15 protein-coding genes and 1 pseudogene are annotated in these 12,808 nt (G+C 46.9%); 2 read left to right on the forward strand and 14 right to left on the reverse strand.

Translation table 11 applies throughout. The features are described 5' to 3' along the window. Positions 1–804: 804 nt before the first annotated feature. The 3 genes from VP98_RS01000 to VP98_RS18400 all read right to left on the reverse strand — a co-directional run bounded on the left by VP98_RS01000 (position 805) and on the right by VP98_RS18400 (position 2,538). Positions 805–1,245: an Hsp20/alpha crystallin family protein gene (locus VP98_RS01000; protein WP_052712075.1), complete on the reverse strand. Its 441-nt coding sequence runs from the start codon at positions 1,243–1,245 to the stop codon at positions 805–807. A gap of 482 nt (positions 1,246–1,727) precedes the next feature. Further along, entirely contained in the window at positions 1,728–2,189 is a 462-nt protein-coding gene (locus tag VP98_RS01005; protein ID WP_046173462.1) for a hypothetical protein, read from the reverse strand. 226 nt (positions 2,190–2,415) lie between these two features. After that, complete coding sequence (locus VP98_RS18400) at positions 2,416–2,538, reverse strand: YjcZ family sporulation protein (protein ID WP_082087782.1); 123 nt, start codon at positions 2,536–2,538, stop codon at positions 2,416–2,418. Between the two features lie 387 nt (positions 2,539–2,925). On the opposite strand from VP98_RS18400, the gene VP98_RS19020 reads away from it, so the two are divergent. Next, on the forward strand, positions 2,926–3,327 hold the full coding sequence (locus tag VP98_RS19020; protein ID WP_052712076.1) for a hypothetical protein: 402 nt from the start codon (positions 2,926–2,928) through the stop codon (positions 3,325–3,327). A 35-nt stretch (positions 3,328–3,362) separates the two neighbouring features. Further along, complete coding sequence (locus tag VP98_RS19300; RefSeq protein WP_269431490.1) at positions 3,363–3,494, forward strand: hypothetical protein; 132 nt, start codon at positions 3,363–3,365, stop codon at positions 3,492–3,494. Between the two features lie 96 nt (positions 3,495–3,590). On the opposite strand, the gene sstT is transcribed toward VP98_RS19300, so the two are convergent. The 11 genes and pseudogenes from sstT to VP98_RS19305 form a co-directional block, all read right to left on the reverse strand. Next, complete coding sequence (gene sstT, locus VP98_RS01015; RefSeq protein WP_046173464.1) at positions 3,591–4,829, reverse strand: serine/threonine transporter SstT; 1,239 nt, start codon at positions 4,827–4,829, stop codon at positions 3,591–3,593. A 494-nt stretch (positions 4,830–5,323) separates the two neighbouring features. Further along, positions 5,324–5,641 (reverse strand): DUF3784 domain-containing protein, encoded by a 318-nt coding sequence (locus tag VP98_RS01020; RefSeq protein WP_046173465.1) that lies wholly within the window; start codon positions 5,639–5,641, stop codon positions 5,324–5,326. 46 nt (positions 5,642–5,687) lie between these two features. Next, a complete protein-coding gene (locus VP98_RS01025; protein WP_046173466.1) occupies positions 5,688–6,050 on the reverse strand; it encodes a DUF3221 domain-containing protein in 363 nt (120 codons plus the stop codon). Further along, a complete protein-coding gene (locus VP98_RS01030) occupies positions 6,047–6,628 on the reverse strand; it encodes a hypothetical protein (protein WP_046173467.1) in 582 nt (193 codons plus the stop codon). Before VP98_RS01030 ends, VP98_RS01025 begins: the two co-directional genes overlap by 4 nt. 25 nt (positions 6,629–6,653) lie before the next feature. After that, a complete protein-coding gene (locus VP98_RS01035) occupies positions 6,654–7,148 on the reverse strand; it encodes a hypothetical protein (RefSeq protein WP_046173468.1) in 495 nt (164 codons plus the stop codon). A gap of 20 nt (positions 7,149–7,168) precedes the next feature. Further along, positions 7,169–7,561, reverse strand: coding sequence for a hypothetical protein (locus tag VP98_RS01040; RefSeq protein WP_046173469.1), 393 nt, complete (start codon positions 7,559–7,561; stop codon positions 7,169–7,171). A gap of 14 nt (positions 7,562–7,575) precedes the next feature. After that, positions 7,576–8,085 (reverse strand): hypothetical protein, encoded by a 510-nt coding sequence (locus VP98_RS01045; protein ID WP_197076549.1) that lies wholly within the window; start codon positions 8,083–8,085, stop codon positions 7,576–7,578. 135 nt (positions 8,086–8,220) lie between these two features. Further along, positions 8,221–9,192 (reverse strand): DUF4352 domain-containing protein, encoded by a 972-nt coding sequence (locus VP98_RS18170; protein WP_052712077.1) that lies wholly within the window; start codon positions 9,190–9,192, stop codon positions 8,221–8,223. Positions 9,193–9,351: 159 nt separating this feature from the next. Then, positions 9,352–10,854 carry a sugar porter family MFS transporter gene (locus VP98_RS01055; RefSeq protein WP_269431491.1) on the reverse strand — a complete coding sequence of 501 codons (1,503 nt, stop codon included), beginning with the start codon at positions 10,852–10,854 and terminating at the stop codon, positions 9,352–9,354. 247 nt (positions 10,855–11,101) lie between these two features. After that, positions 11,102–11,590 (reverse strand): methyl-accepting chemotaxis protein, encoded by a 489-nt coding sequence (locus VP98_RS19500; RefSeq protein ID WP_456236253.1) that lies wholly within the window; start codon positions 11,588–11,590, stop codon positions 11,102–11,104. A 24-nt stretch (positions 11,591–11,614) separates the two neighbouring features. Beyond that, positions 11,615–12,613 (reverse strand): annotated as a pseudogene (locus VP98_RS19305) (PAS domain-containing protein); the annotation flags it as partial. Between the last annotated feature and the right edge of the window lie 195 nt (positions 12,614–12,808).

Here is a 12,808-nt window from a genome sequence, read left to right on the forward strand (position 1 = left end):
CAGCACTGGCTGCCTTTCATTCCAAAAAAGCTTATCATTTTTCTGCACACGAAAAGGACGCCCGGACGCGTCCTTTTTCTCTAAGCTTGTTTTGTCCTTTTTCCACCGGCTCTTGTGACGCCATCCTTGAAGCGGAGTTTGTAAAAAAGTCCCTTATGCTGGAATGTCTTTAATTTATGATATTAAAAAGAGACCCCATTTGCCTTAATGAATTAAGCCCGCTGGATACATTCCCCGCATGGATCATCATTTGATTTAAATTGCCCCATGTAAAAGGGCTTTGCATGCCCGGTCCAGCTCCTCTGCCGGCAAAAGTTCCGGGCGGTGCTGAGTAAGGGCGAAACGCGCCGGGATTGCGGGGCCGCCTGACCGGGACTGGATAAGGACGGAATGCGCGGGGATATGAAGGCCGTCCAAATGGGCCCGGATATGGATTGAACGGTCCTGGCCCGGGACCCGGAGGGTAAAATGGCATTGTCGCTCACCTCATTTCTCTTTTAAATTTTCTGGGACGTTTTGGTTTAATCTTTTCAGCAGTCCATATGCATAAAGCAGTATGACGTTTTCGTTTTATTTATTATATGAAAATATCAAAAGCTGGATTAAGGTAGATTCACTATAAAACGAAAAAAGAAAAGCCGTATGCGGCTCTATTTCCGGCTTAAAACTGCTGCAGAAAGCAGCCCTCACAGTTCTTGCTTTCTGCTAAATCTATAAGACGGGAAACGAATTTTTTGAAATAAAAAAGAGGCCGGCGAATCCCAGCTTCCTGCGCCTGCAAAGCGATTTGGCTTACCGGCAAATTTAATCGATTTTAATAAACCGTCTTTTTTCTTTTTTGAGAAATACCTTTACTAATCCATCCTGATACGTCGCTTTTGGAGTATCTGCCACAACGGGGACTGGCAGCGGAATGATTCTTTCCATTTTTCCAAACGTTCTTCTCGTGTAGTACGGGACACTTTCTTCCTTTTTTGCTTCGCTTGTTTCGGAATGCTCTGCTGAAATTCTCAACCGGTCGCCCCGTAACAATTCCACTTGAATCTGTTCCTTTTTAAAGCCGGGAAGCCTTGCTTCAACGACCAGTTCTGCTGCTGTTTCGTGCAGATCCACTGAAAAAGAACCCCGGTTAAGAAAATCGCCAAAATGCCTGAACGGTTCACTGAAAAACAAATCGAATGGCCCCATAAACTGATTCAAAGGCTGGCCAGCCGTTTTTGATGGTTTCTTTTCACCAGGCTCCATTGTTCTCTTCCTCCTTGTTTTGATTACGTAACTAAAATATGCGGACAGAATAAAAGCGTGACAGATAGGAAGTCCTTCTCACATAATCGATAGCTTTATAGTCTATGTTTCAATCCGCACCCGGTAACGGAGCGGGCCAAGTACACTTTTTTTGAAAAAACATATATTACAAATGAATAATGACGCTCGCTCTCCCCCTTGTTTCCACCTGCCCGCTAATTATATACTTTTAAGGCAGCCAAACTGCTTCAAGCGTTTAACAGAACAGGGTCCAAATCTCTATTTAAGGCGTTTTCCTGAGTGCTTAAAAACTGACCGGAACACGTTGTTTTCCTTGTATTGCTTCCTCTTATACTGTGTATACCTTGCTTTATATGAAGCTTTTTCAAAGAATGTTATTGAATTTATGAGTAATGCGGGTTAATAATTGTTTATCTAAAGCCTGAAGAGACCAACGACTTTGTCGGCAGTCTCTTTTTGGTTTATTTTTTCATGAAAACGGAGCCTATTTGTTTCAGGGTATGAATTCCTCTTGATAATTCTTCTGCGTGCGCAAGCATCTGGCTTATATTTCCCCATGTGCCGGCAGCCTCTTGAGTCGGCAGCGGGTTTGCGGCTCCCCCCTGCGGAGGCACCGCAGCTTTTTCTTGAGACGGCAGCTGGCCTGTGTTTTCCCCTGCAGCGGGTGCCTGCGGAGGAATGGCAGCTCCTTGAGGAGGCTGTTGGGCCATATTTTGTAAAAATCTAGCCAGTACCCCCGGTTTCTGCGGAGGCTGCTGAGCCGGACCCCACGAAACAGGTCCCCGGTTCTGATAGACGGGACGGGAATTTTGATAAGGCGGTCCCGGGTTCGGTGGAAACGGTCCAAAAAACGGATCAAACGGTTTCGGGCCCGGATAGGGACGAAATGGCTCCCGCCCGCGATTCGGAGGATAAAACGGCATGTTTTTCCCTTCCTTCTTTCTCATTTTCTTCTCGCAAAGAGAGAGCATAAAAATATTCAGACTCTTACGCTCCTGCTTTTTACTATCATATGAAAAAAAGAATCGCGTGACTGTGGCAAAATCACAATAATTAGGAAAATCATGAAGCAGCACAAAAAAAGCGCCATTTCTAAGCGGCCGGGAATTCCCGGAAAAAATCGCTGAAATGGCACTAAAATTGATTCAATTAGTAGCCACCGCCGTAACCGCCGCCAAGATATGCAGCACCAACGATGATTAATAGAATGAACAGCACAACAATCAGCGCAAATCCGCTGCCGTAGCCAGAACCTCCACCATATTGACTCATATGTTTCACCCCCTTCCAAAAAGGCAGTAAAGCACTTATATAGATCAATGCCAGTCCATTTTTGTTTATTGATCTATATGCTATAAGATATGAATAGCTATCCATATTGGTTTAAGCGTTTGCCACGGCTGAGTGTCTTTTTTAAAAAGAATTCTCTTTAATCAAAAAACGAAAGATAAATAACGAAAAGAGTTCATGCAGGCCCTTCTACGGCCAATATATGAAATCGGCGGCTGAGCTGTTCCATGTGTATGGCAGCGGGCACCGTTAAGAAGCTTTCCAAAAGCGGACAGGCTTATAAAAAAACAAGCAGGATTTGTTTAAACGGCTTATACGCTTTGCGTGCCTTTTGAATAAACTATTTTGAGGGGCAAGGAGGCAGCTGTAGTGAAGGAAAAAAAGTTATCAAAACAAGACGGTACAGTACTGTATGTTATTCAGCGGGAAATTGACATTGTGACAGCCGCGCTGCTGCTGACGGGGCAATTTACAGTGCTTGGAATCTTTATTGCCCCAGGAAGTTTTTCTTTGTCAGCAGGCGGGCCTATTACCGGTGTTGCCCGGCTCGAAGGCAAATATAAAGACAAAGCAATAAACGCGGCGATCGATGCGATTGATATTCTTACTGCCCTATTGCTGCTCATGGATAAAATCAATGTCAATGGCCTTGGTATTGCTCCGGAAGGATTTTCCCTGAGTGTTGGCGGACCGCCTTTCGGCGGTGATAAAATCCAGCCAACCCGGCTTCATACAAGCCGGATTTTCAATGAGCTCGATACAATATTTTAACCGCCGGCCCGGTGAAATGAAAAGAGGTGATAAGCATGGCATTGACAGATCTTCCGGCGATTCGGCCATCGACAAACACTATATTTCTGGTGGCGCTTCCGATCGTTCTGTTTATCTTCTTTTTTACACAATTTAAAACAGAGGGCGAAGAAAGCACAATTATTTAAAGACTGCCGGTTTTCCCATAAAAGCAAAAAAACAGCCCCCTGCTGGTAAACTGACAGTCAGAGGAGCTGTTTTGTTCCGGACAAACCGGGCTTTCTTTATCCTGCCCGATGAATATCTATTTTCTTTCCTTCCTTGCGCCATTCTTTAAATTCGGCCGAAGCGGTGAACAGGGCATCTGTGGAAGAGTTCAAGGCGGTTTCAAATGAGTCCTGAAGCACGCCAATGATAAAGCCGACTCCTACGACCTGCATCGCCACCTCATTCGAAATGCCAAAAAGACTGCAGGCAAGCGGAATAAGGAGCAGCGAGCCTCCTGCGACACCCGAAGCGCCGCAGGCAGATACGGCTGACAGCACGCTCAGGATAATCGCTGTCGGAATGTCCACCTCGATGCCGAGTGTGTGGACCGCCGCAAGAGTTAAAACAGAAATCGTCACAGCGGCGCCCGCCATATTGATTGTGGCGCCAAGCGGAATCGATACGGAATAGTTGTCTTTATCGAGTCCCAGGTCTTCACACAGCTTCATATTCACCGGAATATTGGCAGCTGAGCTGCGTGTAAAAAATGCAGTAATGCCGCTTTCCCTTAAGCATTTAAATACAAGCGGATACGGGTTCTGGCGGATCATGGCATACACCATAATTGGATTTACCACAAGCGCGACAAACGCCATGCAGCCAAGCAGCACCGCCAGCAGCTTTCCGTAGTCGAGCAGCGAGCCAAGCCCGTTTGCTGTAATCGATTCAAAGACGAGGCCAAGAATACCAAACGGAGCAAGCTTAATCACCCAGCCCACAATTTTCGATACGGCGTCGGAAACATTCGATACAAGTGTTTTCGTTGTGTCGGCGGCGTTTCTAAGCGCCAGCCCGACAAGGATCGCCCACGCCAGAATCCCAATATAGTTTGCATTAACAATGGCATTGACCGGATTGTCCACCACATTCAGCAGCAATGTTTTTAAAACCTCTGTTACACCGCCGGGCGGCGTTAAATCATCAGCACCCTCCGCAAGTGTCAGGCTGACAGGAAAAAGAAAGCTGGCGATAACAGCGGTCAATCCCGCCAAAAATGTTCCCGACAGATACAGGCCAATGATCGCTTTCATATTGGTTTTTTGGCCGCTTTTGTGCTGCGCAATGGCCGACATAACCAGGAAAAGGACCAGAACCGGTGCGATGGCTTTTAACGCACCGACAAATAATGTGCCTAAAATGGCCGCTGGTTTTGCTGCGTCTGGAATGGTGACAGCCAGAATGATCCCGACGATCAAGCCGATGATGATCTGTTTAACCAGGCTCACCTGATTCCACCTGTGCAGAATACTTCTCATACATGTTCCTCCGTTACTAAAAATAAATTTATACGTTCCTATTGGGTTATTTATGTCCATAACCCTGTGATAAAATGGGTTCAATGGCAAACCGGTGCGGCTTTTGTAAAAACAAATACGCTGCCCTTCCACGCTTCTTTAGCGTTGTCCAAAGACCGGCCGTTCGAAACCATTATAAACGAAATAAATTCCGGGATGATTCATCCCCAGCATATTCCACCCGAAAAAGACAACTGTCTTTCTCATACATAGTATTATAATCGTTTTTCGCTATATTACAATATTGTTTATATTATTTAAAAATGTTGTAATTATCCGAATATTTCCGTAAAACAAAACTGAACCATTATGCTGCGAAAATTCTTTCTAAGACGATTGCTTTCTAACAGACTAAACGGCTGCCGGGACAAAAAATGACAGGCTGCTTCCCTTTTCTTCTTCAACAAAAAAAGATCACCTTAAGCAAGATGACCTTTGCTGCTTTTTCTTTGTCATTAACCTGTTTTTTTAAATCGGTTTCCCGTGTTCACATACACCAGCGCAAACATAACAACCGTTAAAAAGAAAACTAGGCCAATTAAAAACAAAATGGGCTTTTCTACTATTTCACCAAGTGCCAATAATAGGAGGCTAAAACTAATGCCATACATGATTTTCCCTATAAATTTGCACAGCGCTGCTTCATTGTATTGAGCCTTTTCACTGTCAGGCAGTGTATTATAACCTGAAAGCAGGAAGGCTCCTTTCCCTTTTGAAAGGACAGCTGCAAAAATGAGAAAAGGAATGATCAAAATAAGAAGAGCCGCTTCCATACCCGTTGCCCCCTTTTCTATTTAATAGCTTTCTGCCGCTGACAGCTTATTCCGCCGTCACCTCTACTTTATCCGCCCCCACTTTTGGCGGCAACGCTTCCTGGGCCGGGCCCCTGTAGGTGGCGGTTACCGTTTGTCCAGTTTTAAGCTTTTGGAAAGTATCTTCATCAATATAAAAGAACATTCCATTGCTGTTCCCATTTTCCCCTGTTCTGGAAGCAATCTCAAGAATTTTTTCTATCGGTCCTTCCTGAAGGACTTTATCACTGATTTCCTGAACAACGAGAACCCGTCGGCCATGTATATCTTCTTCTAAGAGAGCTGCTTTCCCGGTGAATTCCTTTTTTTCCGCGCACCCCGCAAGCAGCCATAAAAAAAGGGACAGAGAAAGAATAAGCCGCCTCTTCACTTTTCCACCGCCCTGCTTTTGTCTACGTCCACTATCTTTTTGTTTGAATCCAGGAAAAAGAAATGGTCCTGAATGCTTTCAGTGTCCAGCGGATGTGGAGTCCACCATAATTTTATGTCCTGCAGGGCAGCCTCTCCTTTTCGGTAATCCTGAAGAGTAAACACGCGAACAGCGTCTTCCCTGTTATCCAGATTGGATTTTAAGCCGCTTATCGTGTAGACGGCGTCCCTGCTTTGAACTAACCCAATGCGGATCGAGTCTCCGATGGGTGATACTGTGTAGGGGAGATCGCCGGGCTGCTGGATGTCATAAATCGTCAGGCCCGTTGGCAGGATGTCAAACTTCTCATACACGTCCAGCGGGCGGACTGCCCTGCTGTAGGCAATGGACACCCGCCCGTCTTTATCAATCTGCAGCGCCTTGCGGCTATCGTTCAGCGGAAGAATAACGTCTCCCTCCTCCCTTGCTTTTAACTCGTTAAGAGCTCCCTCCAGAGTCGGATAACGCCTGGGGAGATAAAAAAGGGAGGCTCCTGCAATCAGTATAACCAAAACAGCAAGCAGCCACTTTTTCTTCACGGAATCCCCTCTTTCTTTCAAATTATCAGGAATACCACTTGTCTCCGTCTGAAATCCATTTCCCTTTATGAAGATCAAAGCACGGGTCGCAGTCGTGGAAGCTGAAGTAAGCCGGCAGGCGGGTGCGGCTTCCGCCTGCTTCGTTCCAGCAGGAAGCAAACCAGGCGGTAACCTCTTCCGTTTCGATTTTCGATAAAGCTTCGCTGTTTTGTTCCGAAAAGGCCTCGAATTCATCCCGGTCTTCATCAGGTACACAGTAATACTCGGCGTCTTCAAGGACTTCACAGCTGCCGGCAAACAGGCCGCTTCCTTCTTCCGGAAACACTTCGTTGCCACTCCGCTCCATGGAAAACATCGTAATGGACAGTTCATACGGCTGCACAAAAGCAGTGAAATCCACTAACTCGACTTTTTCATCGAATGGAAACTGCAGTGTTTTTTTAATTTCGTCTATCAGACATTCTGAATGCTTCTTTAAATGATCCCTTACCGCTTCTGTATAAGCTTCTATTGTAATCAATTCTTTTATGCCTTCTTTCTTTACAGTTTTTTCGCAAAAACATTTCTCGCAAATTCGGCGAATGTTTTTTCTTCTCTCGGAAAAATGGTCAGGTCTTCATGCCATACCTCTACAAGAGGCCATTCCCCTTCGGCCAGAAACCCGACCGCGTCGCCGGAAAAGTTGTCGCCCAAAAGCAGCACCCCGTCCAGCTCCGGATTTTCTTCGGTATCAAACAGCTCTTCCGCTTCCAGCAGCCCGCCGTAAAACATAAAGCAGCCATCACCGACACTTCCATAGCCGACTTCCTCCAGAAAATCCAGGTAGTCCTGCGGCATGCCGGGCCTCTTGCCCGGGGGCTTTTTCAGACGGGAAAACCGGTACCCGTCCGGGTCATACTGGATTTTCTCCAGAAGATCCCTGTACACAGCCATCCCATTCACTCCTTTCATTTATATATACACCAGAAAACGCCGTCCGGGTTTTGGCGGAAAGCTGGAACTTTAACCAAATTCACAAGCAGGTCTGTTTCATCCGTTCCCCTGTATTCATCCCGGTCGGCATCATAAAACTGGGTGATCTCCACCCGGTACACGCCGTTTTCGAGCTTGATTTCGTTCTGTGCGCCATTTTCGTCCGGCACGTTTTCATCTTCAAACTGCGCCGCCATCGTCAGGCAGCCGTAATCGACAAGGTATAAGCGCTCGTTTGTCACTCGTATGTAACCTTCCGCTTTTTTAACAAAGTCGGGAATAAACAGCTCCATGCCCAGCCTCACTTCAATCCTCCAGGAATGCTCGATTCCTTCTTCGGTCATCTGGCCTGCAAGAATGGTGCCTTTTTTCATTTCAGCCGCAAAATGCCCGAGCAGGCCGTCAAGCTCCCAGTCTTCATCCACAAAAGATTCATAGCGCTCCGCGTTGACGAGACCGATAAAATTCGTATCGCCATACTCCATGCAAAATTTCATTCTCCATTCTCCTGTTTCTGCTTTTTTTCTTGGCCCTTCTCCAAATTATACCTTTTCCTGAAAATGACCGAAACCAAAAACCCTCCTGCGCAGTGCGCGCAGGAGGGTTTTTTTGGTCAATCTTTATGGCTGCAATTCTTCTTTTGTGACCACAAACTTGATTTCTCCTTCATTCATGGAGAAGGATGGCTCGTAGTAGATTTCATATGACGCGGATTCCGGCACGTCAAAGGCGATTTTGCCGGCGTACTGCTTGCCGACTTTCACTTCGTTGCTGAAGCTGGTGTCATCGTAGCTGTAGTACTGCTCATGCATATTGCCTTCTGCGTCGGCAATCGTGAACTCTGTGTTATCGACATACACGTTTTCTTCCCCGTTGTTTTTCACGGATACTTCTAAGGTAATCACTTTTCCTTTTTGCGGCTCGCCGTATTCATCCGGCTCGGTAAATTTGGCCGATTGAATAGTGATTTCGGTGCCGTCAATGCTGACCGTGTCGCCGATTTTATATGTTTTTTCAAAAACGGCGGCTGCTTTCTTTTCCGCCGACTCGGCTCCGGCTAACGCTTCTTTTGTTTCATCCGGCACCGGCGCTTTAAATTCACTTCTCAATTCTTCAAACGCCGACCGGAATTCCGCGTCTTCTGCATACGGGCTGTATGTCATTACGAATTTTCCGTTCATAATGGCCGCAATGGATTCTTCCAGGCCGCCTTCTGCCGTTGTGGAATGAAGAAGAACAATTGTGCCTTCTTCACCGTCTTCTTTCTTATGTATCGATTCAATCACTTTCAAATCGTTATAATCATCCGAGCCTTCCTCATCGGCTCCAAAGGAAAATAACAGAGCTGCTTCCTCAGGCACGTTTTCGCTGACAAATTTCTCCTTCGCCTCCGCATCGGTTCCTTTCATGTAAATCTTATAAAACGCAAGGGCCAGCTTTTCATCTTCCGTTAGCTTCTTTTTGGCCTCGTACGTTTCTGCAGCCTGCTCCGATTCACCGGAATCTCCTTTCTGTTTCACTTCTGCTTCTCCACACGCCGCCAGTCCCAGCGAAAGAACCCCGGCCAGAAGCCATTTCCCTGCTTTTTTCATATAAAAACTCCCCCTCTAAACAAAACATACCTGTCCATCGTACCATCAACAAATTTACATATCTACAAAACAAAAATAGCAATATTGACCGGTTCTGGAAACAACAGAAAAAGCCCCTTACGCGTCTTGTGGAAAGACGATAAGAGGCGCGCTTTTATTTTATTTTTGTTTGGCCAGGTAACGCTTCTCCGATTCCCGGAAGGAATGCTCGATTTCCTCCAGCGTCCGGCCTTTTGTCTCGGGTACAAACTTTTTAATAAACAGCAGCGAAATAAGGCCGAGAGCCACAAATATAAAAAACGTGTTCGACAGGCCGAAAGCGTCAAATAAAATCGGGAACAGCAGGCCGACAAGGAAGTTCATCATAAACAGGCAGAACACTGTGATTCCCATGGCCAGTCCCCTTAGATGAAGCGGAAAAATTTCCGACTGCATAAGCCAGGTAACCGGCGACACCGCCCCCTGCTGGAAAGCTAAAAAGAGAACCGTCAGTCCGAGAATAATAAACGGCAGGGCGGCACTGTCTTTTAATACAATCGAGAAAATGCCGATCAGCAAAAGAGCCACTGTGGTTCCCGCCATTCCGGCAAACAGCATGGGCCGGCGTCCGACTTTATCAAGCAGGGCAATTCCGACAAAGGTAGCCAGTACAGAAATAACACCGTTGGCGATGTTGCCGACCAGTGCCGCTTCTGTTGAAAAGCCGGCGTCTTTTAAAATCTGGGTTCCGTAATACATAATGGAGTTGACACCAGTCAACTGCTGGACCATCGCGATTCCGATCCCGATTAAAACGAGCCGGCGCACATGCGGCAGCTTTAAGTCGCGGGCGGTCGCTTTTTTGATTTTGCCTTCTTCCTGAATCGCCGTCTCAATTTCATTGAATTCTGCTTTTGCTCTTTGTTCCGCGCGGATTTTTTGAAGAACGCGCAGCGCCTCGGCCGCTTTTCCCTTCGAAGCAAGCCAGCGCGGGCTTTCCGGCACAATCAGCATCCCCAGCCACAGAACAACAGCCGGAAGCGTGGCAATGACAAGCATGTATCTCCAGATGTGGCCCATATCGCCAAACGTATTCGCCAGTACCGCGTTAAACGTATACGCCAGCAGCTGGCCGGTTACAATCATCAATTCATTTTGGGTAACAAGTCTCCCTCTTCGTTCAGCCGGTGCCATTTCCGCCAGGAAAGCGGGCACGATTACGGACGTTGCCCCGACGGCAAGACCGAGCACAATCCGGCACAGCACCATAATTTCAACATTCGGCGCAACCGAGCAGCCGATTGTGGCGAAAAGGAACACAGCGGCTACGCTTAAAATTGTTTTCCTTCTTCCCCTCCGATCTGACAGCCTTCCGCCAAATACGGCGCCAAATGCGGCTCCGAGCAGCAGCGAGCTTGTCACAAGCCCCTGGGTAAAGGGCGTTAAATTCAGCTGGTCTGCCCTGGACATAAACGGAAGCGCTCCATTAACCACCCCGGTGTCATAGCCGTACAGAAGGCCGCCAAATGTGGAGATCAGCGTAATCAGCCGCAAATACATTCTATGAGAAAGAGACGTTTTCTCCTGTCCCTTTGATTCTTTCCCCGTTTGAGAGGCATGGGTATACTTCATCAAGCTGGATTCATCGGTGTTTTTCATTCTGTTTTTCTCCCTTTCGTGCAAGTATGTAAGCCTATGAGGATAGGGTTAGAACTACAAGTACCTCTCTTGAAAAACGGGTAAACATAATGGTAACGCTGTCAATGTAAATAATTTAAAAATAGTAAAAACCGGGCCGCTAAACTTATAAAACAAAGGAATAAAAGGAGAATATTAGGTTTTGGGGCTTACCATTATTTTCGCAAAATAAAAAGCATACCTTTTTCCAGGTATGCCATGCTGTAGACAAATAAATTGCTCAAACGATACGTTAGATGGTTTTCGAAAATTCAACGAGAGAGCTTGACATGTCGTTGATTTCTTCAATGGCGGCGTTCAGCTCTTCGGTCAGTGCCGCCTGGTTTTGCGTGAGACTGCTGATGCTTTGCATCTGCTCAATAATGGTGTCAATTAATTTCTTCATGCTTCCCAGGCTGTTTTCGATATTTTCAGTGGCGCTGGCGCTGTTAATAGCCAGCTTTCTTACTTCATCCGCCACAACCCCGAAGCCGCGGCCGTGTTCACCGGCCCGTGCTGCTTCAATTGCCGCATTGAGCCCCAGCAGGTTGGTCTGCCCGGCAATTTCTTTAATAAAGTCCGAAATCACTTTTGTCTCATCCGCGCTGCTTTTCGCTTGATTGGCTGCTTCTGTTGAATTCTCCTGCGCCGTTGCCAGTTCCTGCGCCTGGCTTGTGATCGAGTGGATGCCTTTTGTCATATCTCCGATGGCTTCGGAAAGCTGCCCGATTTTGGATGTCATCGTTTGAACAATTTGTTCCTTTTCTTTCTCAAACTGAATATCCCGCGTGGTTCCCGCCACACGCAGCGGCGTGCCGTCTTTGCCGCGCAGTGTCGCGCCGCTGTTGCGGTACCAGCGATATTCCCCATTTTTCAGCTGAAGCCGGTAGTCGACAATAAACGGCGTCTGGCCTGTCTGGTCATTTAAATGCTTGAAAAAAGTTTGCAGAACACGGTCGGCGTCTTCAGGATGAATCCGTGTGCTCCAGCTGCCCAGCCGGTTTGGAAACTCCGCTTCATCTGTGAAGCCAAGCATTCCTCTAATTTGCGGTGACCACCAGACAAAGTTGTCTTCATCCACAGCATTGCCGTCTGTGACGGTGATCTCCCAGGGCGCTTCCGCCATTACCTCGTTAATTAAAGCAAACCGGGCCGCCAGTGCTTCTTTTTCTTTTGCTTTCACTTTTTCCTCATGGATATCCACGAGCGCCCCGACTACCCGCAGCGGCATCCCGTTTTTATCCCTGACGGTCGCCCCGGTCGCCCGGAACCACCGGTACTCGCCGTTTTTTAATAAAAGGCGGTAGTGGATATCATACGGCGTCTGACCACTGTGGTCATGTAAATGATCGGCAAAAGCCTGAAGCGAGAAACCAGCGTCCTCCGGATGAATACGGCTGCTCCAGCTGCTCGTCACATTCGGGAAGTCCTGTTCATCCCGGAAGCCCAGCATACGGCGGAATTCATCTGACCAGACAAACGCGTTGTCAGGATTAACCGGGTCGCCCGCCACAACCGTCATATCCCACAGCCCTACTTCGATGGCTTCTGTTACCAGCGAATGGCGGAGGGAAAGATCCTCATATTGCGCCTGCATAACCTCCAGCACTGCATTCATGTTTTGGGCCAGCTCCCCTGCCTCCTGGCCGTATAAAGAAGCGTCAAAACGGACGGACAAGTTTCCTTCCTTTGCCAGCCTGCGTAATTTGAGGCTTTCCTCTGCCAATTGATCAAACTTTGTGCCTTGTACGGTTTTAAATAGCATATGAATATTTCTACCTATGACTTTTAGTTTAAAAAAATATAATAAACAAACGTTATGTAGTCCATTTTACTTTCTCTCTTTATTTTATCCAATCAAAATGACTTGATTTTAAAAATATTTTGATTCTTTAGTCCCTACCTCTATTATAATGCTGAATAGGCATGATGAGGGGGCAAACGGAATTGATTTTTGTAT

Origin of the sequence: Domibacillus indicus (assembly GCF_000970685.1) — a bacterium.
GTDB lineage: Bacteria > Bacillota > Bacilli > Bacillales > Domibacillaceae > Domibacillus > Domibacillus indicus.

Excerpts from the sequence above, each read along its gene's own strand:
- VP98_RS01045 (WP_197076549.1), bottom strand. The coding sequence starts at position 8,085 with ATGGAGTATGGCGATACGAATTTTATCGGTCTCGTCAACGCGGAGCGC.
- VP98_RS01000 (WP_052712075.1), bottom strand. The coding sequence starts at position 1,245 with ATGGAGCCTGGTGAAAAGAAACCATCAAAAACGGCTGGCCAGCCTTTG.
- VP98_RS18170 (WP_052712077.1), bottom strand. The coding sequence starts at position 9,192 with ATGAAAAAAGCAGGGAAATGGCTTCTGGCCGGGGTTCTTTCGCTGGGA.
- VP98_RS01005 (WP_046173462.1), bottom strand. The coding sequence starts at position 2,189 with ATGCCGTTTTATCCTCCGAATCGCGGGCGGGAGCCATTTCGTCCCTAT.
- VP98_RS18400 (WP_082087782.1), bottom strand. The coding sequence starts at position 2,538 with ATGAGTCAATATGGTGGAGGTTCTGGCTACGGCAGCGGATTTGCGCTG.
- VP98_RS19300 (WP_269431490.1), top strand. The coding sequence starts at position 3,363 with ATGGCATTGACAGATCTTCCGGCGATTCGGCCATCGACAAACACTATA.
- VP98_RS19500 (WP_456236253.1), bottom strand. The coding sequence starts at position 11,590 with ATGACATCCAAAATCGGGCAGCTTTCCGAAGCCATCGGAGATATGACA.
- VP98_RS01020 (WP_046173465.1), bottom strand. The coding sequence starts at position 5,641 with ATGGAAGCGGCTCTTCTTATTTTGATCATTCCTTTTCTCATTTTTGCA.
- sstT (WP_046173464.1), bottom strand. The coding sequence starts at position 4,829 with ATGAGAAGTATTCTGCACAGGTGGAATCAGGTGAGCCTGGTTAAACAG.
- VP98_RS01040 (WP_046173469.1), bottom strand. The coding sequence starts at position 7,561 with ATGGCTGTGTACAGGGATCTTCTGGAGAAAATCCAGTATGACCCGGAC.